Here is a 22,028-nt window from a genome sequence, read left to right on the forward strand (position 1 = left end):
CTGGCTATCCCATTTCAATCATTCATCAGCACCGACTAAATAGGTAGTCTTACCCAACGGTTCAAGGCGTTATAGAGGTGGTCCCATAGCGTTGCACTAGGCCAATTTCCTCCTTGCAGTTGCCACTGCTCTACGATTTGCCGACCGAGGGGCGTGAGCCGAAAACTATCCGTCAAACCCTGACCATCTACTTCTCGCCGTAGCACTCCCACTTGGATTAACCATAGCAAAGCACTCTCAGCCTTCAATTCTGATAGTGGCTGGCGTGTATATTGCTGCTGTACTCCAGTGGACCCCGCGATCGCCTGTAGGGAGACGCTTTGCTGGTGCATGGTGACAAACAAGTAGCCCCGAAATGGAGCACAACGCATGGCCTGCTTAGCTCGCTTGACGGTTCGGCTGGGATAGTGAATGGTTCTAGAACGGTTGGGATTGACTACAGTCATTGAGAAGCACAAGGATGTTGAGTCAAAGATCAAGCTGTAACGCAGCTAACTGAAATTACAGTTGCTTGCATTATCTCCTAATCTTAGATTCTCAGCGATATCGCCACCAGTCCGGAAGGTCTGTCAGATTGCCTTCAGGTTTCGCGATCGCGAAACTTTGTATTTTTCAATACACAATTGCTTTTGTGCTGTTGCTAGAACTATCACAACAATTTAATTGCTTCTAGGGTTCCGGTTTTAGTTTTGATGGCTCAAACGTCTGGTCCGAGAGAGGCAACCAGTCTTTAGTATTTCGGCAATTTTGTAGAAACACTAGCTGGTCACACGGCGGGAAAAAAGCCCGGGAGGTACGTAGCAGAGTTGAACTGCTATGGCTCTCCTGGGCTTTTGTGTTGCAATTTTCTCTGTTTTTTAGTCCACTCGCATCGCCACAAACCATGACTGAAGATTCACTTTTTCGAAGTCCTAATGGCGACTCACCGCAGCGCCAAACTGAAGCCAATCGTGCCCTAGAACTGGAGACTCATCTGCCCCTGACTGGCTGGCAACAAGAAGTCTCTAGAGGCTTGGAGTATGGTTTAGAAGCTGCCGAAAGTATTCGCGATCGCACCATCCCTACTTTTTCTCGCGGAGAATTGCCGCATTATGCAGGCATCAATACTTTTCTCAAAGCGCCTTATTTAGAAGATGTGAGAAGAGTTGGGGAATATGATGTCGCGATCGTGGGAGTACCGCACGATTCGGGTACGACCTATCGCCCCGGAACCCGCTTTGGCCCCCAAGGAATTCGCCGAATTTCAGCGCTCTATACCCCTTACAACTTTGAGCTAGGCATTGACCTGAGAGAGCAAATTACGCTCTGTGACGTGGGCGATATTTTCACGATTCCGGCGAATAACGAAAAATCATTTGATCAGATTTCTAAGGGCATTGCCCACGTTTTTAGTTCGGGTGCTTTTCCCATCATTATGGGCGGCGATCATTCGATTGGTTATCCTACGGTTCGGGGCATCTGTCGGCACCTAGGGGATAAAAAAGTTGGCATTATTCACTTCGATCGCCATGTGGATACCCAAGAGACTGACCTAGACGAGCGCATGCATACCTGTCCTTGGTTCCATGCCAACAACATCAAGAACGCGCCCCCCAAAAACTTGGTGCAGTTAGGCATTGGGGGCTGGCAAGTACCTCGGCAAGGCGTGAAAGTTTGCCGCGAGCGGAACACCAACATTTTGACCGTCACAGACATCATGGAAATGGGCCTAGATGCAGCCGTAGAGTTTGCTCTAGAGCGGGCTATGGATGGCACTGACTGCGTATACATTAGCTTTGACATTGACTGCATTGACGCTGGGTTTGTCCCTGGTACAGGTTGGCCCGAACCCGGTGGCCTCATGCCGCGCGAAGCCCTCTATCTCCTCGGCAAAATTGTCCAGCGTGCCCCTGTTTGCGGTCTTGAAATCGTAGAAGTTTCCCCTCCCTACGACATCAGCGACATCACCTCTTTAATGGCGACTCGCGTCATTTGCGACACAATGGCTCATCTGGTCTTGTCCGGGCAACTACCGCGTAAAGAAAAGGCCAGTTTCATTCATCCCGAGGCAACCCCAGAATTGGTCGCGGAGTGGAGCTAAGGTATGCACGAAACTGATATGACCAAAGCCCTCATTCTCACAGTTAAGGACTGGTGGGAAGCGCAGCCAGAACAACCTAAGGTAAGCCGAGTTCACCTAACTGTGGGCAAATGCACTTGTGTGGAACCTGTCAGTCTGCAATTTGCCTTTGAAGTGCAGACTCGCAACACCTTTCTAGAAGGCGCAGAACTGGCGATCGCAGAAACTCCTCTAATTGCTTTCTGTCACCGTTGCCAAGCAGAATACGCCCCTGAGATTGGTCTGCAATATGCCTGTCCCCAATGCCAATCCCCGATGGAAGACATCCGATCTGGCCGCGAACTCAAAATCGATCGCATTGAATACTCTGCTGATACTGCTGATTCTGACCCTGCTGATGTAGCGATCGCCTAACCCTTCCTTCTGACCTCTCACTCCTCACCCCTTACCCCTCACTGAAACTCATGCACCAAACCTTTGACGCCGCCCTCGGCATCAATCTCCTCCACGCCAACCAAGTGGGAGCTGACCATAACCGGGCTCATTTTGATCAGTGGGGCATCACCTGCTTCAACTTAATGAGCAGTCCTGGCGCTGGCAAAACAGCTTTACTAGAGCGTACTCTAGCCGCTTTAACTAGTGAGCTAAAAATTGCGGTGATTGAAGGCGACATGACTACCGAACTCGATGCCGATCGCTTGCGACAATATGGGGTTCCGGTAATTGCCATTAACACAGGGCGATCGTGCCATCTTGATTCCAAAATGGTGGCGGGTGGTTTGCATCAGTTTTCTCACCAATACAATCCCAGCGAATTCGATTTGGTTTTAGTGGAAAACGTAGGGAATCTAGTTTGCCCCGCTGAGTTTGAAGTGGGTGAACATGCCAAGATCGCGCTGCTCAGCATCACCGAGGGCGAAGACAAGCCGCTGAAATATCCGGTGATGTTCCAAGAAGCTGACTGCTTGCTGATTACCAAGATGGATTTAGCGCCCTACTTGGAAGTGGATATTCAACAGATTGTGGCGAATGTGCGGCAAATGAATCCTCATGCCACCATCATTCCGGTTTCCACCAAAACTGGGGAAGGCTTGGAGGCTTGGTTTGAGTGGGTACGCACTCAAGTATCACTCCTTAAACCCAGTGATAGTGATAATGATGTGGAGACTGTAGAGCTAGCCGCTACTCATTAGCGTCGGCTGAGCATTGGATGAGGCGATCGCGTCCCTTCGAGTCCACTGTAGTTACTTACAGAGTTACTTCCAGGGAAGCCTAAGCGAATTAAGCAGCGCGATAAAACTGATTGACGTGCAGCATTACTTCACCGTGCTCGGGTACCCAAGCTAGCCATTCATCTTCAGACTGCTGACAAATTAGCAAAGCTTCGTCATAGCTAAAAGTGCTGGGAGGCTGGAGCAAATGCACCCAAGTAGAAGCCTCGGCTTCAGTGGGGGCGGGAGCCAGACCAGGGAGCCAGCAAAAGTTAGCAGTCTGAGCAAAAGCAGTTTGGGAATATTGCATTTGAGCTTTCATAAGTCAGTTTCCTTAATTTGAGTCTTAGCCTGGGCCTTAGTTTGAGATTGAGTAGCAACTGCTAAATCAACTGGCAGATTGCTATCAGTCAAGCGACTCTGCTGCTAAGAACTAAAAAATATTTCTGTAACAAAGACTACAGAATATCAAAGTACTTGATCAAGCGCCTGAAGTATAACTTTACGTTTTACGGTTCAACCTCAAGGAATAGGCAGCGATCGCCCCCTTTTGGAATCACTCCCGCTAGGGCTGTAAAAAGCTCGGTAAGTTACAATCTGGAACTGAACCTAGAAACTAGAAGGAAGCCAAATCTATGCCTTTATCTGTTGGCGATACTGCCCCCGCATTTACAGCCAAAGACACCAACGGTAATACTGTTTCGCTGTCTGACTTTGCAGGCAAGGCGGTTGTGCTGTACTTCTACCCCAAAGACGATACGCCCGGTTGCACCAAACAAGCTTGCAGCTTCCGAGACAACTACAGCCAGTATCAAGGCAAAGACATTGTGGTGCTGGGTGTCAGCATTGATGACGAAACCTCTCACCAGAAGTTTACAGAGAAGTTTAATCTCCCCTTCCCTCTCCTCGCCGATGTCAACGGTGCCATCACGAAAGCTTACGATGTCGATGGGGGTGGTTATGCCAAGCGTGTCACCTACGTCATTGGCAGCAACGGCACCATCAGCAATGTCTACACCACTGTGAAGACCGACACCCATGCAACTGATATTTTGGCTGACTTGGGTGTATAGCCCCTAGCACTGCGTTAGTGATTTTTGATTAGTACTGTTTAATTTCATTTATGTTGTTAAGTCCCAAGGTTGCCATCATCTTGGGACTTTTCTTTTCAGCCTTCTGCCAGATGGGTGTCAGAGCAGCAACAAGTAGCTTAGCGCTAGGAGTGCCTGACCTAATTTTTGGCATGTGTCGGAAAGTATTCCATTCCAACTGTAGTTGCCCTGAGTGCTTTGCCTCTGCCCCCTGCCTTGAGTGAGCAATCAGAAGCATAGCCATTCAGAATTCAAGTTGAAGGGTGCCACTTCCATAGGATGAAGTCGCCACTCTAGACAGAAGACTAGAAGAAAGAGTCATCCACCGACTGAGGACACTATGACCAACCCCCAAGCCCAAAATCCGCCCAGTACTCCAGCCGTTGCTTCTGCCCCACCCGCACTCACCTACAGTGGCCCCAGAGAAGTTCTGATCAATCAAGCCATAGTTTTGAAGGGAACCTACGACCCGTTGCGAATTGCCAAAGTCTCGCTGGCCGCAGAAGACAAGTATCCCTTAGAAGTGACGGTGGATGCTCAAAAGCGCACTTGGCAAGTGAACTTGAACCAAGGCTTTAAGGCCGCAGGCTCTCGCTGGTTAAAACTCAAAGGCACCGACAGCGCTGGCAAGCTGGTTGACGATGAAGTGATTTACCTGACTGTCAGCACCGACCCGATGACGGTAGGTCAGTCGCTAACCTTAAAAGTCTTGCGGGATACCTTATTTAAGTTTCGTGCCATCGACTCAGCTCGCCTCAACGCTCAGCAGAAGGTAGCTGTAAAGGCAGGCCAAACTTTCAAGGTTAGTCGCTATGGCTCAGTGGATGGACATCTCAAAGTGGTGCTTGACCCGCCTATTGCCCCGATTGGAGAATTTGGCTATTTCTTTGAGGAGCATGTGCAGCTCAGCAAGGGAGCACAGGTTTTCAAGTTTAATATCAGCGATGTTCCTAACACACCTTTAAGCGCTCAGGTTCTGGTTACGCAAACCACCTTAATTAAGGCTCAGCCTGCTGATTCTGCCTCATTAGCAGCCAACCAAAAAGCTGAGTTGTTACAGGGCCAAACTTTACAAATTACTGGATACGCTGCGATCAAAGGTCACTTCCGGGTGTCTCTGGCTACTCCGATTCAGGGTTTGGGGCAAACGGGCTATATCTATTGGGAGCACATTCAGATCAAGCACAACAATAAAGTTGTGTCTTTTGACCCAGACGCCCTCACAGCCACGGTGCTCAAAACCACTGTGTTCAAAAAACGTCCGGTTGATTCCGCCAGTCTGCAAGCTTCAGAAAAGTTCGCGCTAACGGCAGGTAGTGTTTACGGGGTGGCAGGTTACGCGATCGCCGATGGTCATATCAAAGCCTCCCTCACTGAAGAATTGCCTCAGTTTGGCAACACGGGCTATATCTTTCCCGACTTTATCCAGATGAAGCGGGGCACCAAGCCTTTCAACCCGATGCCTCCCCAGGTGGAACTGAATGTTCCTTACTTTTCCCAACGGGACAATCCGCGCTATTCCTGGGCAACTTGCAACGTCACCTCGATCGCGATGATTTTTTACTATTACGGACGGCGATCGCAAGGTGGCCAATTAGAGGATGAACTCTTGCAATGGTGCCTCAACCGCTACGGCCAAGGATCACAAACCGATAATGCGGTTCTCTCAGAAATGATTAAGGCCTATGGCTTCAAAACCAGCTTTAGCACCACTCGCAACTGGGCAGCAGTCAAAGACGAACTGATCAATGGTCGCCCTGTCGTAATGGGGGGAGACTTCACAGCGACTGGCCATATTGTTTGCGTGGTAGGTTACACGGCGCAAGGCTTCATCGTAAACGATCCTTGGGGCGATGCTCTGTCTGGTTACTATGACACCGAAGGCCGCAAGCTGCTTTACCCCTACAGCTACATGGATCGAGTCGCAGGTCCAGATGGCAATGTTTGGGCGCACTTCATTGCTCGGTAATTTATAGCGATTGGTGGTTGTTTGTTAGCGGTTGAATTTGGCTAACTGCTAATCCATAACTGCCAATCGCTCTCCAAGCTAAAATCTGGGTACTGTTCAGCGATCGGAGTCAGCGATGCCTCGGTACAACCCCTACACCCTGCAAATGCAAATTACGCGCATGTTTGAGCAGGGTCAATCGCTTTTTGCCACCATGAAGGTGCAAGATTGGCTACGGGAGCGCAACGAAGATCCTGCTGCCTACGAGGTTTTGTTTCATCAAAAGCCTGCCCCTCCAGGTTCCCAGGAAGTTTTAGTCATCGAAATTGAGCTAAAGCGACGAGACGGTCAACCTGTAGATGAGTGGCTGCAACAACAAGTTAACGAACATGGCTAACCGACTTAGCTTAAAGAGGCGATCGCTCATCACCGCTGAGATTGTTACGCTCAGGAGAAACAGTCATGGTACAGACAATTCGAGCTGAAATTAAGTCAACTCAAGGGAGAAGTAGTTACCTATGATGGATAGATAAACGCTTCAGTTTTCATCCCCATGCAATTCATTGATCAAGCAGAAATTCAAGTTCAAGCGGGTAACGGCGGTGATGGCTTAGTTGCCTTCCGGCGTGAAAAGTATGTACCTGCAGGGGGGCCTTCTGGTGGCAACGGTGGCAGAGGTGGCTCCGTGATCTTGAAGGCAGATCAGAATTTGCAAACCCTGCTTGATTTTAGATACGCACACATCTTTAAAGCGGAAGATGGCGAGCGAGGTGGCCCCAACAACCGTACAGGGGCATCAGGGGATGACAGAATCATTGAAGTTCCTTGCGGCACAATGATTTATGATGCCGTAACGGATGAAATAGTGGGCGACTTGATTACACCTGGGCAAACCTTCTGCATTGCTCAAGGTGGCAAAGGCGGGCTGGGTAATAAGCACTTCCTCAGCAACCATAACCGCGCTCCTGAAAGAGCCTTGCCTGGCTTACCTGGCGAGTCCCGCTTGCTGCGACTGGAGTTAAAACTGTTGGCGGAAGTAGGAATTATTGGCTTACCCAATGCGGGCAAGTCTACTTTGATTTCGGTTTTATCTGCTGCCCGACCCAAAATTGCCGACTATCCCTTTACGACCTTGGTGCCCAACTTAGGCGTGGTGCGTAAACCAACGGGAGACGGCACAGTATTTGCCGATATTCCTGGCTTAATTGAAGGAGCTCACCTGGGTACAGGTTTGGGTCACGACTTCCTGCGCCACATCGAGCGGACTCGACTTTTACTCCACCTCCTTGACGCAACTTCTGAAGATCCGATCGCGACTTATCACGTCATTCAAGATGAGTTGCAAGCTTACGGTCGGGGGCTCAGCGATCGCCCGCAGATTATTGCCCTCAATAAGATGGATGCCATCCAGAATCAGGAGGAAGCTGCACAAACCTTGGAGGCTGTCGCAGCCCACTTAAGAGAACTGAGTCAAGTCCCTGTTTTTCTGATTTCAGCCGTAGCGCGCATCGGTCTAGAGCCTTTGCTGCAAGAGATTTGGCAGACTCTAGACCAAATGGCGGCGGAGGAAGCAGCAAGCCTTTCAGAGGATCTCCCCCCGGATCTGGCTGAAGATCTTTCCCAAAGTCTCTCGGAAAGTCTTATTGCTGATTAAACCCTGGTGGTTGGTTAAAAGTGCTGGGGACAGCAGGAGCCATGGGACGGCCTTGACCTGGGACATTGGCGGGATTGCCCAGTGGCATATCTCCTGCTGGGTTGGGCATACCTACTCCTGGACCCGGAGCCATAGTGGACCCCGGCAGAGTGTTCGCAGCTCCCCCCGATTGGCTGAGATTGTTGTAGGTGACGCGGGAAATTTGGCGAATTAACTCTGAAGCTTGCCCGTCGTTGAAGGGACGTTTGACTAAAGCGGTAATGACGTATCGCTTACCGTTGGGCATGTCAATTAAACCGACATCTCCAATCAGCGAACCAATATCTCCAGTTTTATGGGCAATGGTGGCACCTTCTCCTAGACCGCGGGGCAGCAAGGTATCGGTTACGGTGCGCCGCATAATGTCAAGCATGCGATCGCGCGATCGCATCGACACCAAATCCCCTTGATTCACCCAGGCCATCAAGGTGGCTAAATCCCTAGGGCTGGTGGTATTGGTGCCTTGTAAGTCAGGTAGGGGGTTGTTAATTACCGTCGCTGTGAGGCCCCAAGATTGAAAGCGTCGGTTGAGAGCCGCAACCCCACCCAAGCGAGCAATTAGCATGTTGGTTGCTGTATTGTCGCTAATCGTGATCATTCGGGATGCGGTGTCTAGGGCACTAAATTTTGTCCCTGGAGGTTGATACTGCATATCGCCTGACCCAGAGCCAATCAACTCAGGCTTCATCGTCAGAAGCTCGTCTAGGCGAATTTTGCCAGCATCCACATCTTGAAAGAAGGCTACTAAGACTGGAACTTTGATTGTGCTAGCTGCTGGAAAGACGGCAGTTCCATTCAGGTCTACATAGGTCGTCGTATCCAGATCGATCAGAAACACGCCTGGGGTTAAACCAGAGGTTTGTCTGGTTAACCCTTGAATCTCGGTTTTCAGGGGGGCAGCTTCTTGGCTTAACTTCAACGGCATCGGAAGTTTAGCTGAGTTACCCACTTTTGCCTGTTGTTCAGTCTGGCTCTTAGCGTTGATAGCCGTTTGAGAAGCTCCAGCCATAAAGCGGCTGGGGTCCAAGGTAGACAGCAAAGTGCCAGCAATTACCCCAATGCCTAAGCCCAAAATCAACAGGCGAGTGCCATACAGCAAAGGAGATACTGACCGCCGAAGCTGCGATCGCTGAGTGGCTTTACGCTTCAACTCAGCAATTGACTGAGCTGTAGGTTGAGGGCGGTGCACTTTAGGACTGCGTTGTCGAGTCCGCTTGCCCGATCGAGTTCTGGAACCCGATGAATTGCCTGGAATGGGGCTGCTAACTTGAGTTTGTCGCTCCGAGAGTGGGGAATTTTTTGCGCCTATTCCTCTGGCTGCTTCTCGGGTGGCTGCTTTAGGGGTAAGTGGCAGTAAGCGATCGCGCCAAAGACTATCGTCGATTGATTTGGTATCTCGCGGTCCGGGGAAACGCTGAGCATTGTTAGACGTGCGTAAACCGCTTTCTCTGGCTGAACGGCGGGTTGTAGGTGCGATCGCGCTACTTCTTGATGGCGATACGACCAGTTGCCCGTTTGTCCTAGCGGGGGGCAGTAAACGGCGCTCTGGTTGGCCTGACAACAGTTGCTTTAAGTTGAGCCGTAAGTGTGACTGAGACCCCGCTCGATGGCTAGCCCGCTGCTGCGATTGCGTGGGAGCCTTGGGCATGGTGCCCTGAGTGGAAAGCAAATTTTCGGGTTGGCTAGGCGGTCTTTTCGCAACTTCTTGCTGCTGCGATGCCTGCAACATTTGGCGACGACGGTGCCGACGGCTCATAGTGCTACCTTGATCTGTCATTAGCGAGCCTCCCGACACAACACATTAAACTGTAAACCTCTAGCCACACCAATCCCCTCATTTCTCATTGCGGGCGTTGAGCAACGCTGCCGTTAGGTTAATCGTATTTGCGGTTAATTGCACAAATTTGGATGAATTTTAACCTTGTTCGGCTGTAACTGCACATCATGACTCGCGATCGCCCCCTCTTGTCTAGGTTGTGCCTATGTTGAGAGGACTCCAGGAGAGCCTTCGGCTCATACCTCTTCGTACTTCTAACTTTGCTGAAGCGCCCATTCCATTTGACTGAGAATACCCCGCAACATCGCTACTTCAGCAGCCGAAAGCTCAGCTCGATTAAATAATCGCCTAAACTTCTCCATGCGACTGGTTGCAGTATGCGGGTAAAGATAACCAATTTTCAAGAGCAAAGTTTCTAACTGTTGGTAATACCCTTCTAAGGATTCTAGGGGAGCCATCACTGGGGTGTTTGCGGATTCAGGTGTTGCTAGGGCGGTTGGTTTGGGGGCGATTGGCGGGATTCCACTGAGTTCTGCGCTGATCTGAATAGATTGATACAGCTCATAACAGCAAACTGCTACTGCTTGAGCTAAGTTCAGCGAAGGATAAGTTGGGCTGGAGGGAATGCGAATGAAGCGCTGTGCATAGTTCAGTTCCTCGTTACTCAGCCCGCGATCCTCTGGCCCAAAAATTAAGGCTGATTGCCAAGTATCCGTTGGTGTTGCGTCTAAGCTGTTTTCCAGCTCTGTTTCCTCACGTGCCCTAGCTCCGGGTAATAGCCAAGGGAGAGCGGTTCGGGGATGCTCCAACTCAGTTTCTAAGGTGCGACTCCGGGCTGTGGTTGCGATCGCCCGCTGGCATCCTTGGAGAGCAGTCGGCAAATTCGGGACTACATGAGCTGTGGTGAGAAGATCTACTGCATGAACGGCCATCTGGCGTGCTTCTGGCCCTAGGGGATCGCAATGCGGATGAACTAACACCAACTGTTGCAGACCCATATTTTTCATCACACGGGCGATCGCACCTATGTTGAGCGGCCCTGCGGGTTCCACCAAGACAATTCGAACTTTGGTTAAGGCACTTTCAGACATGTAAAACCAGGAATAGAGGGTAAGCAGCCAAGGTTTTAGTAGACTAAGCCTGGAGTTGTAGGTTATTTCCTAAAACAGCCTAATCTACAACCGTACCCTACGGCTCACCGTTTGATTTCTAGATGCTTTGACTATGGGACGTGCTCGCTCTAAATCCGATTTACCGACTAAAATTTGTCCGGTTTGCCAACGTCCCTTTACCTGGAGAAAGAAATGGGAAGGCTGCTGGGATGAAGTTAAATACTGTTCAGAGCGGTGTCGCCGTCGTCGTAGTCAAGCTCAGTCGCTAGATTTATAGATCGGGGAGTTGTTGGCTGGGCTAGCGATCGCGCCAGCTTCGCCAGTTTCAGGCAGTTGAGTCTTATCTAATTTACTAAAGGTGCTAGTTATGTCACGGGTGCAGCCAAAGCTAATTATTCATGGAGGGGCGGGTAGCTCCTTAAAAGGCAAAGGGGGAGCAGACGCATTACGACAAATTCTTTACGGCATCGTGGAAGAAGTTTATGCCCTCCTCAACCAAGGAGCCAGCGCCCAAACTGCTGTGGTTCGGGGTTGTCAGCTTCTAGAAAACCATCCCCGTTTTAATGCTGGCACTGGCTCGGTGCTGCAATCCGACGGCCAAATTCGCATGAGTGCGGCGCTCATGGATGGCGCAACTCAACGCTTTAGTGGTGTGATTAACGTTTCTCGGGTAAAAAATCCGATCAATCTGGCTGAAACCTTGCAAAATGCTGCCGATCGCGTGCTATCTGATTATGGAGCCGCTGAGTTACTACGTGAACTGCAAATTCCTCCTCATGAGCCTTTAACGGAGCTACGGCTACAAGAGTGGATTCAGGAGCGGCAAGGCAACTTTTCCAAAACAATGGCAGGTGTCGTCGCAGAAGAACTCGTTGCCGATAGCAATGCGGGGCGCGGCACGATTGGAGTAGTCGCGCTCGACAACCAAGGTCATCTAGTAGCTGGCACCTCAACTGGAGGCAAAGGCTTTGAGCGGGTGGGCCGAGTCAGCGATTCTGCCATGCCTGCGGGCAACTACGCTACAACGCATGCAGCCATTAGCTGTACAGGCATTGGGGAAGACATTATTGATGAGTGCCTCGCCGCGCGGATCGTAGTGCGGGTTACCGATGGCTTACCGCTACAAGCTGCCTTTGAGCGCTCCTTTACTGAGTCTCAACAAAATCAGCGCGACTTGGGTGCCATTGGAATTGATGCCAATGGTGCGATCGCCTGGGGCAAAACTAGTGATGTTCTCTTGGCTGCTTACCACAACGGCGATCGCATCGGCGACACCTTAGAATTAGCGTCTGGAATGGTGGTAGGTACGACGTGAAGAGAGGCGAAGACTAAGGAGTAGGAGGAAAGATGAAGGAAGTCAAGACTTCAGACTCCTCACCCCTCACTCCTTACTCTTCACTTTCAGCCTGCGGTTTCATCCGCCAACCTGCTCTCGTCACTTGACGGGCACGGGCAATCACCAAGGAGTCATCGGAGACATCTTTGGTCACGACGGAACCTGCTGCCACAGTGACATCTGCCCCCAAGGTGACGGGAGCTACTAGTACGCTATTGGAGCCTGTCTTGGTGCGATCGCCAATTACGGTCGGATGCTTGTTCACTCCGTCGTAGTTGGCGGTAATCGTTCCCGCACCAATATTCACTCGTTCACCTAGCGTCGCGTTACCGATGTAAGACAGGTGAGCTACGTTGGTGCGATCGCCCACAGTACTGCTCTTGATCTCGACAAAGTTACCAATACGGCAGCCAGAGCCTACTTCCACATGGCCCCGGAGATGAGCATAAGGACCAATCCGAGCCCCAGATTTCACGGTGCTGTCCGTCACGACTGAGTAGAGCGCTGTTACATTCTCAGCAATCTCGCTGTTCTCAATCAAGCTACCAGGGCCAATACGAGCGCCTGCGCGAACGATAGTTTTGCCGCGTAAGTGCGTTTGGGGTTCAATCACCACATCCGGTTCAATCTGTACGGTTTCATCGATGGTGATGCTGTCTGGATCTACCAATGTGACTCCGGCAGCCATCCAATCGTCTTTTACCCTGGCCTGCAAAATCTCATAAGCGCCCGCCAACTGCTTACGATCATTGATGCCCAAAATTTCTTGATAATCTTCTACATCTACCGACATGACTGGCTCTAGGAAGCTTACGGTGTCTGTCAGGTAGTACTCTTGTTGGTCATTGTTTGCTTTGAGCTGGGGCAGTACCCGCTCTAGGTCAGGCCACCGGAAGCAGTAGACTCCCGCATTGATGCGATGATTTTGCTTCTGGGCAGGACTACAGTCTCGGTCTTCTACAATTTGCTTCACAATGTTTTGGCTATCGCAGAAAACCCGCCCATATCCTTTAGGATTGGGCAGTTGAGCCGTCAAAATTGTGGCAGCATTTTGGTGCTGCTGATGTGTTTTTAACAACTGTTGCAATGTTTCTGGCCGCAGAAGTGGCACATCTCCATTCAGCACCAGCAAGTCATCTTGGAACCCTGCTAGATGAGGCAACAGCTGCTGAATTGCATGCCCTGTGCCCTTTTGCTCTGCCTGTTCCACAAACTCGACATCGCTAAAAGATGCTAAAGCTTCCTGGACAAGATGCCCTTGATAGCCGACGATGATGATTCGTCGAGATGGCTCAATATCAGACAAACTATTCAGAACCCGTTCCACCAGCGATCGCCCACCCAGACCATGCAAAACCTTGGGTAGGTTCGACTTCATGCGTGTTCCACGTCCAGCTGCTAAAATTGCTACCGCTACCATTCCCTTCAGATTCCATCTGTTCCACCGGAGTATACCGCGGTTCTACACGATTAACTCACAGGTGATTCTACAGGGTGAGCAACCACTTCAGTCCGAGGCACTGAGAGCAACGGCTTAATCTCACTTTGATGGATAAAATCCTGAAACTGCTGCACTAACTTGGGATTCCGCCAGCCTCTGTCTCTCTCCTCCAGCAAAATAGCGAGAGCTTCTTCTGGGGTATAAGCTCGCTTGTAAGGTCGCTCGTGAGTCAGGGCATCGTAGATATCAATCAATTGAAAGACCTGCACCAGCAAGGGAATGTCGTCACCCACCAGCCCATCTGGGTAGCCTGAGCCGTTCCAGCGCTCATGGTGATTACGGATAATTGGCAACACACCCCGCATCGTTCTCAGGGGCTGACAGATTCGTTCTCCAATCAGCACATGCTGCTTCATCACTTCCCATTCTTCGGAGGTAAAGCCCGCTGTTTTGAGCAAGACGGCATCTGGAATTCCAACTTTTCCGATGTCGTGCAGGTACCCGCCCCACATCAGGTCTCGCACCTCACTCCGAGATAGATTTAGGTATTCTCCAAAGGCTTTAACCCTCATCACTAGCCGTTCGCAGTGGTCGCCAGTATTAGGGTCGCGGCTCTCTACAGTGCGAGCAATGGAAAAAAGGACTTGCTCTGCGTGGTCTAAGTCTTCGTTCAGGCGCTTCTGACCCACCAAAGATTTCACACGAGCCGATAGTTCTAATTGGTCAAATGGCTTTGTGAGAAAATCATCCCCCCCTGCCTCAATCCCTTTTAGACGAGCTCGTCGATCGTTTAGGGCGGTAATAAAAATAACTGGGGTGAGTCGGGTTTGCTCATCTTGTTTTAAGCGACGACAGACTTCAAAGCCATCCATTCCTGGCATCATTACATCCAAGAGAATCAAGTCAGGATTGCCCTCAGTGACACAAGTCAAAGCTGCTGGGCCACTGTCTGCTTCTAAAACGTCATATCCTTCCACTGAGAGCAGGGCCACAGCAGTCATCCGACTTGCTGGGTGGTCATCTACGACCAGAATTTTAGGTCGTTCTAGGTCAAGACCGTTCACTGGAAACCTCATGTTAAAGGGGGGTAGATAAACCCAGTCAAGCTAAGCGGGTGAGCATTTAGGGGTCAGCTTAATATCTGGGATTCAATTTCTGTGCTGAACCCTACCAAAATTAGATATCTATCCGCTTGTGAAGAGTTTATAAATTGATCGGGTGGAGTGCCATGCTTATCAGTATGTGCAATTGTCCCGATCCGGAAATCGGGCTTTTTACGGAGATTAAATTAAGATTTAACGAGTTTAGTGAATTGAGCAGTGCAGTAAAGTTCTTGCCGATAACCAACAACTCTAAGGTCAAAGTTCTTACTGATTTTGCTTCAAATATTTCAATTAATAGCTTACCTCTGTAGCAGGGTGAGAAGTCCCAAAAGCTACAGAGGTTTCAAAAAAGCTCTGAATTCTTGAAAGTTAGCAAGGACTAGCGGTAGTCTCTGGTACTAGTGGCTACTTCTCCTAGGTCTTCAGCCATGTCCTCACCAAGTGCATGAGCAGTCAATTCCTCATCGAGTAAGGGTGCAACCGACTGTACGGGGATGTCTACACCATTGATGATGGCTCCCAGTAGCCGGAAATCTGACTCCGCTAACTGGTCAGTAGCTTCAGCTAGCAGGCTATCTTCGGTATAACCTGGCCGAGTCACTAGTAGCATGCCATCGCTATAGGGTTCTAGAAGGAGGGCATCATTGCAGAGGCTGAGTGAGGGGGTGTCGAGAATCACCATATCGAAGCGACCCCGCACATCCTCTAGGAGGCGACGAATTTCGCTTGACTCCAAAATGGCGGCGGCTTGACGCTGAGGGCCAGGGCTAGGAACGATATAGAGGTTTTCGACATCGGGGACCAAGCGGATGCAGTCGCCGAATTGTCCGTAGTAGCGTAGTGGCTCGATCGCGCTGTCTGGGTCAGGAGCGACTTTGAGAGACTTAGCTTGGGAAGGCGATCGCAAATCTGCTTCTACTAGTAGAGTTCGTCTGCCAGCTCTAGCGGAGGCGATCGCTAAGTTGTAGGCGCTCAAAGTCTTGCCTTCTTGACCTACCACACTCGTCACTAAAATGACCTTTAGCGTCTTACCTTCGGCACGACGTAGATTACTTCGCAGCCGCTCATAAAAGTCCCCATAAGGAGACCCAGGATCGACCACAACGGGAATGTCGTCGCTATAAGGATCAAGGTTTGGTAGTAGCGGCAAGACACCCAAAATCGCAATTTCTCGCTGACGCAAGGCTTCGCGCACGTCTTCAAGGGTGTAGAACTTGCCTTCCAGGGAATCTAGCAGCAAGATTAATCCACCACCCACGAGCAGCCCGACTAGCGCCCCAATGCCGAGTGTCAACGGAGCATTTTTAGCAGGTTTGGCATCCTGGGATACCTCTGGGGCTTTCGCGATCGTCAAGCTACTAGCCGTTTCTGCTTCGGCGGCCTTGGCATCTACCAAAGCAGCCTGCATTCGGTCGTAAAAGGTGCGCTTCAGAATTGTTTGTTGTTCTAGGCGAGTGCGCTCTAACTGTTTGTTTGGTAGAACCGCATATTCACGGCGCATTTCTTGCTCGGTGCGAGCTGCCGACGCCATCTGCTGCCGCATCGTATCTAGCTGAGTTTGCAAATTAGTAAGTTGGTTAGCTAGCTGCTGCCTAGCTGGGTCCAAGCTACTATCTCTGCGAATTTGGTTGCCACCAACCAAGGGCGCTGCAACTTGGTTGCCACCTACAACTTCACCAGCGCGTTGTTGCAACAATGTTTCATAGGCTTGTTGCTGATTTCGCAACTCGATCATCGTTGGGTGTTCGGGCCGCAATGACTGACTGAGCAGCGCTATTTGGGATTCGTTTTGATAAAGCTGCGATCGCAAATTGGCAATGATTGGATCGGCACTGAGGGCAGAAGAAGCATAGGCCTGCTCAGGATTCAACCCTAATCTTTGTTGTAGGCTCCGCATTTGAGCCATCGTTCCTTCCATTGCCAAGCGGAGTTGCCGTTGCTGCTCCTCGGCATTTTGAATCGCTGTAATCACATTGCCATTCTGAGCCGCTACTAGGGCAGGACCTTCTCTCCGGTCGTACTGCTCTAGCTGCTGTTCCGCGGTTCTAAGGTCTTTAGTTGCTTGGGGTAGACGCTGATTCAGTTCCTGAATGATCGCCCGTAAGCGTGCTGTATTAATGAGGCGGCTCTGCTCCACCATGCCATCCATCAGCACCTTCGCCGTTTCAGCAGCCCGCTTAGGATCGTTTCCGTCACGATAGGTGATGATGAACGAACCAGCACCTGCATTATCGTTTTTGCCCTTCTCCTTCTTGGGTTCTTCTACTGTTGCATTGCGTCGCACCTCGTCTGGCTCAGCATCAACCTGCTTAGCAGCGGCCTCAACCACGTTATCTGCTAGTAAGATTTCTGGACTCAGGACTTGTCCCTCAGCTTGGATCTGAGTACCTGTTTCAGAAAAGGTCACAGGCGGGCGATTGTTCGCTAGCGTTCCTTGGGCCACGTAAGTCGGTGGTTCTTCTGGTTGGGCTGCCACCAATACAGAGGCACCCATAATCAGGGCAAAACCCGCAAGTCCAGCCCATTTATGTCGATCCAGAGCAATGAGATAACGTTTAACAAAGGGGGGAGTCATAGCAGCAGGAAAACGCGTAGATGGGAAGGGGGCGCTGAAACAGCAGGTTAGCTTCTAAGGTAACTTAGCATTTCCGGTGAATTGCAGCTTTTGCTACGCTTTGTTACCTAATCATCATCATCGTCATTATTGTCATCATCGTTAGAACCTGGGCCAAAAAGGTCGCTGGCACTATCGGAGATTTCACTAAAGAACAATAGAAATCCTAAGACATCGCGGAACGGTTGAGTAAATGTATTGAGAGCGTAGGTAATTCGAGCGACCAAATTACGACCCACAATAATGACATCATTATCTTGAAGTGGAACATTTTGCGAAACATCACCCATCAAGGCTTTCTTGCCATTTAATTCTTTGGCGATCGCCTTCCCTTGCTCTTGATCGAAGCGGATCAAAGCAATTTTCTTGAGTCTGGCGTTCTGCAAATTAGGGCTAATGGCAGTTAAAGCATCTAAAAAGGTACTGCCATTGGGTAGGTTAATGTTGCCGATGCCATTACCGGCATAACTTAGAACTCGCACCGTAATTTGTTGTTTGGCAAGGGTAGAACGAGCGACCAAGCTACGGTCGTAATCCTTGTCCTCACCCACATCCAGTCTAGGGATCACGATCGCATCTCCGTCTTCTAGACGCAGATCTGGCAGTTGTCCGCCATTGGCGATGGGAGTAAACAAGTCAACTCTTTGTTCAATAACTGTGCCGTCAATCAAGGTCCGACGCACTTGCACTTCCCTTAAATCGGCTCGATTCGTAGCTCCCCCCGCAGCGAGTAGGGCGTTCGAGATTCGGGGCTGGGCTCCAGCTACTGGGTAGAAACCTGGCTTGGTAACTTCTCCTAGGATGGTTACTTGCACCGGGCGTTGATTTCCTAAGGTGACGATCACCATTGGATCGATCACATACCGATTAAAGCCAACCCGTAGCCGTTCCTGAACTTCTTCTAAAGTGAGACCCCTGACAGAAATCGTACCTAGCAAGGGTGCGGTGATATTACCTTCGGGGTTGACGTTGGCCGTGAAACTCAAATCTGGAAAGCGATTGACGTTTACAGCAATTCCATCTCCAGGCCCTAAGCGATATAAGTCGAACTGGGTTCTGGCGTTGGGTGGCGTGGCTGGGAAAGTGTTGGATAGTGGGGGTGGGGGAAACGAGTTAGGCAGCGGTTGTACAACTGGGTTAACTGGAACTGTTGGGACAACCGTAGGTAAAGTTTGGCGATCGCTGGCTGGTTGATTGGTCTGCCCAATTGCTGCTTCTGGCAAAAACCTAGCATTGGCCGCCCACAAGAGAGCTGTAAACGATGCCGTAGTTGCGACGGAGTACAGACCGGTTAGGGTGAAGGCACGAAACTGACGTATCCGAAAACAGGCTTGGGACATAGGGCTTGAAAGAGTTGCGAGCGTTTTTATACTGCGATTGGAGCGAGGTCACTAAAAACGTTAGGGCAAAGCAAGAATTGAACTTTGAGTTTGGCTGGTCGTCCGCTGGTCGTCTAGTGGAGACTTGACCTAGTTTAGGAGAGGACGACGAAGTGAGATTTTTTCGGTTCCCATACCTAGAGTATTTATTACTACTTACCTGACGATCGCAGCTCAGCTGTGAGGGGGCCTTTGATTAAGGCAGCTTGCACCGTTTGAGCGAGTGATTCCGCCATAGGCCAAACAGTATCAATCTCACCAAGAGGTTCAATGGGAATCAGTAGACAGACAGCGACCCAAGGTTGGCGAGCATTGCGCAGTTGGGCAGCTCGATCAGCCCAAAACCAATCACTCGGGGCTGGACTACCACCTGCGGGCCAAGCATACCATTGCAAAACCGCAAAGGTTTGTTGTTGATTCCAGCCGCGTAAAAATCGGGCTTTCACGGGAATGGGAGACTTTGCTGAGGTCTTACTATCTGAACCCAACTTGGCGGCAGCAGAATTTTCTACGTCTACAGTAAATCGAGACAAACGAGCAGAGTCTGTGGTCCAACGCTGAAACCCATTGATGTCCATCCACTCGACTTCCGGTTGGTTTTTTTCACTCCTAGGAGCAGTGAGTAGCAATACTGCTCTTGCAGGCTCAGGGGCAGATAAGCGGCTCGCTGCACCATTAAGTGATTGAGGCGGTGATAGCACTAGGGATTCAGCTTCAATCTCTTGGGCTAGCCATTCATGCCCACCGATAGGTATTGTTTGTCGCTTTAGGGTCTTCCAGCCAGGTAAGTTTAATTCTGTCTTTTCTAGATTCCGCAATTGTTTGAAGGCTGCATCCTTGGGCGGATGAGCCCACCGCCAGTGACCAGTCAAGTAGCTGGGGGCGGCTCCAATTCCTAGCAGCAATAACAACAGCAGTAATAGAGCAAGTTTGGGTAACTGCATCTGCTGGAAGGATTTAGGTAAGAACCGCATGATGGCAGGAGAATGAGTCACTTTTGCAATTACTCAAGGTAGGAATACAGTGTTACTCAGCCACGCCCTCAGCACCATCACTTTCAGGGTTGCTGGAGAAAAACTGATCAATTTTGGTCAAGAGCAGGACAGTCAGCCCTAGCATACAGGCAGAATACAAGTCACCGCCCCAGCCTGCATGCAACCACTCAAATGCTTTTTCCTGTCCAGTGCCATGAAAAAAGGTCAAAAGTGTGTTGCGCAAAATATTGGCGCTGACACTAATGACCACGGTGCCAAGGAAAAACAAGCTAGTTTTGGTTCGTGATGTCCAAGTGCCTGTCCAGTAAACTAGCATCAGGCCAACATAGAGGCTGGTAAACAGCATCTTTAAGCCAGCGCAGTAAGGGGCTACTTCCACAATGCGATCGCCCACATACAGATAAATCTGCTCAACCGTTACGTCCATCCCAAACTGATTGAGAATAAACCCGGCGATCGCGGCAATGAAGTGTTGTAGAGGTAAGGTGTAGGGCGCAATTAGGTAAGGTAACTCAGTGGGGGTGGCAAGCAGGACTAAGATCAATGGAAAACCTTGCAGCTTCAAGCCTGGCATGCCTTTTAGCCACAAGCACAACCCCACCAAGATGGCAGGTAAGGATAAATTGACTAGATCTGAGAGACCACTGAGGTAGAAAACGGCTCCTAAACTCAAGAAGGCAATTCCGAGCGGATGGTTGGCTTCGGGTAAGCGCCGCCACTCGTTTCGTTGGTTCCAGGCAATGTAGGCAGCAAAGGGTAAGCCAATCAGCCCGTGACTAAAGTATTCATGTTCAGTGCTGATACTTTTGTTGAGCCAGCCATCTACCCAATGCCACAGTAAGGGAGCGTAGAGCAACGCCAGTAGACCTAGAATTGCGCCATTGAGGACATAGCGCTCGATCGCAATGGGAACTTTACGCCTGATTAGCATGGTTTTAGTTTGCCATTACTGGAGTACATAACTGGGTGTTGGCCGCCGGAGGATACGCTTGGAGTAAACCTTTCAAGGTAGCCACGACTCGCTCTACTTGAGCTGGAGTCAAACCAGGATACATAGGCAGGGAAAGAATTTCTTGGCAGAGCTGCTCTGCTTGAGGAAAGTCACCCATTTTATAACCTAAGTTTTGAAAAGCAGGTTGTAAATGGCAGGGAATCGGGTAGTGAATGCCTGTCTGAATATTTTGGGCTGAAAGTTCTTCTTGAATTAACTCACGAGTCAGGGGGCAGTCTTGCACACGCAGGACGTAGAGGTGGTACACATGACCGCTGCTACTTTGATTTGTGACAGGGACTAACCCCACGGACTGGAGCGGCTGCAACAAAGCATCATAGTACTGAGCAATCTGATTGCGATCGCGGTTCCACTCGGCCAAGTGAGGCAACTTCACATTGAGGACAGCCGCTTGCAAGGTGTCTAGGCGGCTGTTGGTGCCATATTCCGTATGAAAATATTTGCGGGGTGCTCCGTAGTTGCGCAGCGATCGCATGGTTTGAGCCACACTCGCATCTTGCGTCACGACCATGCCACCATCTCCAACGGCTCCTAGGTTCTTACTAGGGTAGAAGCTAAAGGCTGCGGCAATCCCCACAGAGCCAGCTCGGTAACCATCTCGCTCTGCCAGGTGAGCTTGAGCGGCATCTTCAAAAATTAGTAAATTATGGGCATCAGCCAAGTCTAAAAGCTGCCGAGGCGACACCATCTGGCCGTAGAGATGTACTGGCAGCAGCACCTTGGTTTTCGGCGTGATCGCTTTGGCAGCAGCAGCTAAATCCATCAGCCCTGTTTCTAGTTCACAGTCCACCAGGACTGGAGTTGCCCCTGCCCGTAAAACTCCAATCAACGTGGCAACAAAGGTATTGGCTGGTAGAATCACCTCGTCACCTGGCCCAACGCCACAGGCCTGTAGACCCAAGGCGATCGCATCAGTACCACAAGCAACCCCAATTCCATGCTCGGCTCCACAAGCAGTGGCAAAGGCCAATTCAAACTCTGTCAGTGCTTGACCCAACACATAATCTCCCTGCCGCACTACTGCTTGGATCGCTTGTTCAATCTGAGTTTGAATGGGTTGATGCTGAAGGGTGAGATCGACAAATGGAATGGTTGCAGCGGCGATGTTCATAAACGGCAATATTCAAGAGGGAGAGTAGGGACGAAATCTAGAAACTGAGCTGAATCAGTACAGGTCTACTCTAGTTATGGGCGAATTACTGAATTTTGAACATAGTGAAACGGTGAAGAGTCTATGAATGTCCCTAGGTAATCAAT

The 22,028-nt window shown here is 50.3% G+C and carries 20 protein-coding genes and 1 riboswitch; of the genes, 9 read left to right on the forward strand and 11 right to left on the reverse strand.

Features of this window, described 5'->3' with window-relative positions:
* Window positions 1–35 precede the first annotated feature (35 nt).
* Entirely contained in the window at window positions 36–446 is a 411-nt protein-coding gene (locus H6F68_RS19875; protein ID WP_190561610.1) for an Npun_F0494 family protein, read from the reverse strand.
* A gap of 212 nt (window positions 447–658) precedes the next feature.
* Window positions 659–795, forward strand: a riboswitch (guanidine-I (ykkC/yxkD leader).
* A gap of 88 nt (window positions 796–883) precedes the next feature.
* On the opposite strand from H6F68_RS19875, the gene H6F68_RS19880 reads away from it, so the two are divergent.
* The 3 genes from H6F68_RS19880 to hypB are packed head-to-tail and all read left to right on the forward strand — an operon-like array spanning window position 884 to window position 3,252.
* The gene (locus tag H6F68_RS19880) at window positions 884–2,080 is read left to right on the forward strand and encodes an agmatinase family protein (protein WP_190433790.1); all 1,197 of its coding nucleotides are present in this window, start codon (window positions 884–886) and stop codon (window positions 2,078–2,080) included.
* A 3-nt stretch (window positions 2,081–2,083) separates the two neighbouring features.
* The gene (gene hypA, locus H6F68_RS19885) at window positions 2,084–2,473 is read left to right on the forward strand and encodes a hydrogenase maturation nickel metallochaperone HypA (protein WP_190561612.1); all 390 of its coding nucleotides are present in this window, start codon (window positions 2,084–2,086) and stop codon (window positions 2,471–2,473) included.
* 50 nt (window positions 2,474–2,523) lie between these two features.
* Entirely contained in the window at window positions 2,524–3,252 is a 729-nt protein-coding gene (gene hypB / locus H6F68_RS19890; protein ID WP_190561614.1) for a hydrogenase nickel incorporation protein HypB, read from the forward strand.
* A gap of 88 nt (window positions 3,253–3,340) precedes the next feature.
* Here the strand turns inward: hypB and H6F68_RS19895 are convergent, their stop codons facing one another.
* Window positions 3,341–3,592: a hypothetical protein gene (locus tag H6F68_RS19895; protein WP_190561616.1), complete on the reverse strand. Its 252-nt coding sequence runs from the start codon at window positions 3,590–3,592 to the stop codon at window positions 3,341–3,343.
* A gap of 313 nt (window positions 3,593–3,905) precedes the next feature.
* On the opposite strand from H6F68_RS19895, the gene H6F68_RS19900 reads away from it, so the two are divergent.
* The 4 genes from H6F68_RS19900 (at window position 3,906) to obgE (ending at window position 7,963) form a co-directional block, all read left to right on the forward strand.
* Window positions 3,906–4,343 carry a peroxiredoxin gene (locus H6F68_RS19900; protein WP_190433784.1) on the forward strand — a complete coding sequence of 146 codons (438 nt, stop codon included), beginning with the start codon at window positions 3,906–3,908 and terminating at the stop codon, window positions 4,341–4,343.
* Between the two features lie 358 nt (window positions 4,344–4,701).
* Window positions 4,702–6,330, forward strand: a complete 1,629-nt coding sequence (locus tag H6F68_RS19905; protein ID WP_190561618.1) for a C39 family peptidase — start codon at window positions 4,702–4,704, stop codon at window positions 6,328–6,330.
* 115 nt (window positions 6,331–6,445) lie between these two features.
* Complete coding sequence (locus H6F68_RS19910; RefSeq protein WP_190561620.1) at window positions 6,446–6,706, forward strand: hypothetical protein; 261 nt, start codon at window positions 6,446–6,448, stop codon at window positions 6,704–6,706.
* 156 nt (window positions 6,707–6,862) lie between these two features.
* The gene (gene obgE / locus H6F68_RS19915) at window positions 6,863–7,963 is read left to right on the forward strand and encodes a GTPase ObgE (protein ID WP_190561622.1); all 1,101 of its coding nucleotides are present in this window, start codon (window positions 6,863–6,865) and stop codon (window positions 7,961–7,963) included.
* On the opposite strand, the gene H6F68_RS29095 is transcribed toward obgE, so the two are convergent.
* On the reverse strand, window positions 7,950–9,779 hold the full coding sequence (locus H6F68_RS29095) for a serine hydrolase (RefSeq protein WP_242065573.1): 1,830 nt from the start codon (window positions 9,777–9,779) through the stop codon (window positions 7,950–7,952). The genes obgE and H6F68_RS29095 overlap by 14 nt on opposite strands.
* A 254-nt stretch (window positions 9,780–10,033) precedes the next feature.
* A complete protein-coding gene (locus H6F68_RS19925) occupies window positions 10,034–10,870 on the reverse strand; it encodes an RNA methyltransferase (RefSeq protein WP_190561624.1) in 837 nt (278 codons plus the stop codon).
* 133 nt (window positions 10,871–11,003) lie between these two features.
* Here H6F68_RS19925 and H6F68_RS19930 point away from each other — a divergent pair, with 133 nt between their 5' ends.
* A complete protein-coding gene (locus H6F68_RS19930) occupies window positions 11,004–11,168 on the forward strand; it encodes a DUF2256 domain-containing protein (protein ID WP_190433779.1) in 165 nt (54 codons plus the stop codon).
* Between the two features lie 90 nt (window positions 11,169–11,258).
* Entirely contained in the window at window positions 11,259–12,206 is a 948-nt protein-coding gene (locus tag H6F68_RS19935) for an isoaspartyl peptidase/L-asparaginase (protein WP_190561626.1), read from the forward strand.
* A gap of 73 nt (window positions 12,207–12,279) precedes the next feature.
* Here the strand turns inward: H6F68_RS19935 and glmU are convergent, their stop codons facing one another.
* From glmU to H6F68_RS19970, 7 genes are all read right to left on the reverse strand, one after another.
* A complete protein-coding gene (gene glmU / locus H6F68_RS19940; RefSeq protein ID WP_190561628.1) occupies window positions 12,280–13,647 on the reverse strand; it encodes a bifunctional UDP-N-acetylglucosamine diphosphorylase/glucosamine-1-phosphate N-acetyltransferase GlmU in 1,368 nt (455 codons plus the stop codon).
* Between the two features lie 50 nt (window positions 13,648–13,697).
* Window positions 13,698–14,732, reverse strand: a complete 1,035-nt coding sequence (locus H6F68_RS19945) for an HD domain-containing phosphohydrolase (RefSeq protein ID WP_190433776.1) — start codon at window positions 14,730–14,732, stop codon at window positions 13,698–13,700.
* 418 nt (window positions 14,733–15,150) lie between these two features.
* Entirely contained in the window at window positions 15,151–17,346 is a 2,196-nt protein-coding gene (locus H6F68_RS19950; RefSeq protein WP_190561630.1) for a tyrosine-protein kinase domain-containing protein, read from the reverse strand.
* 107 nt (window positions 17,347–17,453) lie between these two features.
* Window positions 17,454–18,725, reverse strand: a complete 1,272-nt coding sequence (locus H6F68_RS19955) for a polysaccharide biosynthesis/export family protein (protein WP_190554687.1) — start codon at window positions 18,723–18,725, stop codon at window positions 17,454–17,456.
* 191 nt (window positions 18,726–18,916) lie between these two features.
* Window positions 18,917–19,759, reverse strand: coding sequence for a cyanoexosortase B system-associated protein (locus tag H6F68_RS19960; RefSeq protein WP_199300175.1), 843 nt, complete (start codon window positions 19,757–19,759; stop codon window positions 18,917–18,919).
* Between the two features lie 31 nt (window positions 19,760–19,790).
* Window positions 19,791–20,690, reverse strand: a complete 900-nt coding sequence (gene crtB, locus H6F68_RS19965) for a cyanoexosortase B (protein ID WP_190561632.1) — start codon at window positions 20,688–20,690, stop codon at window positions 19,791–19,793.
* Window positions 20,691–20,694: 4 nt separating this feature from the next.
* Entirely contained in the window at window positions 20,695–21,882 is a 1,188-nt protein-coding gene (locus H6F68_RS19970) for a DegT/DnrJ/EryC1/StrS aminotransferase family protein (RefSeq protein WP_190561634.1), read from the reverse strand.
* Between the last annotated feature and the right edge of the window lie 146 nt (window positions 21,883–22,028).

Origin of the sequence: Trichocoleus sp. FACHB-262 (genome assembly GCF_014696035.1) — a bacterium.
In the GTDB taxonomy this organism is placed as follows: Bacteria; Cyanobacteriota; Cyanobacteriia; order FACHB-46; family FACHB-46; genus Trichocoleus.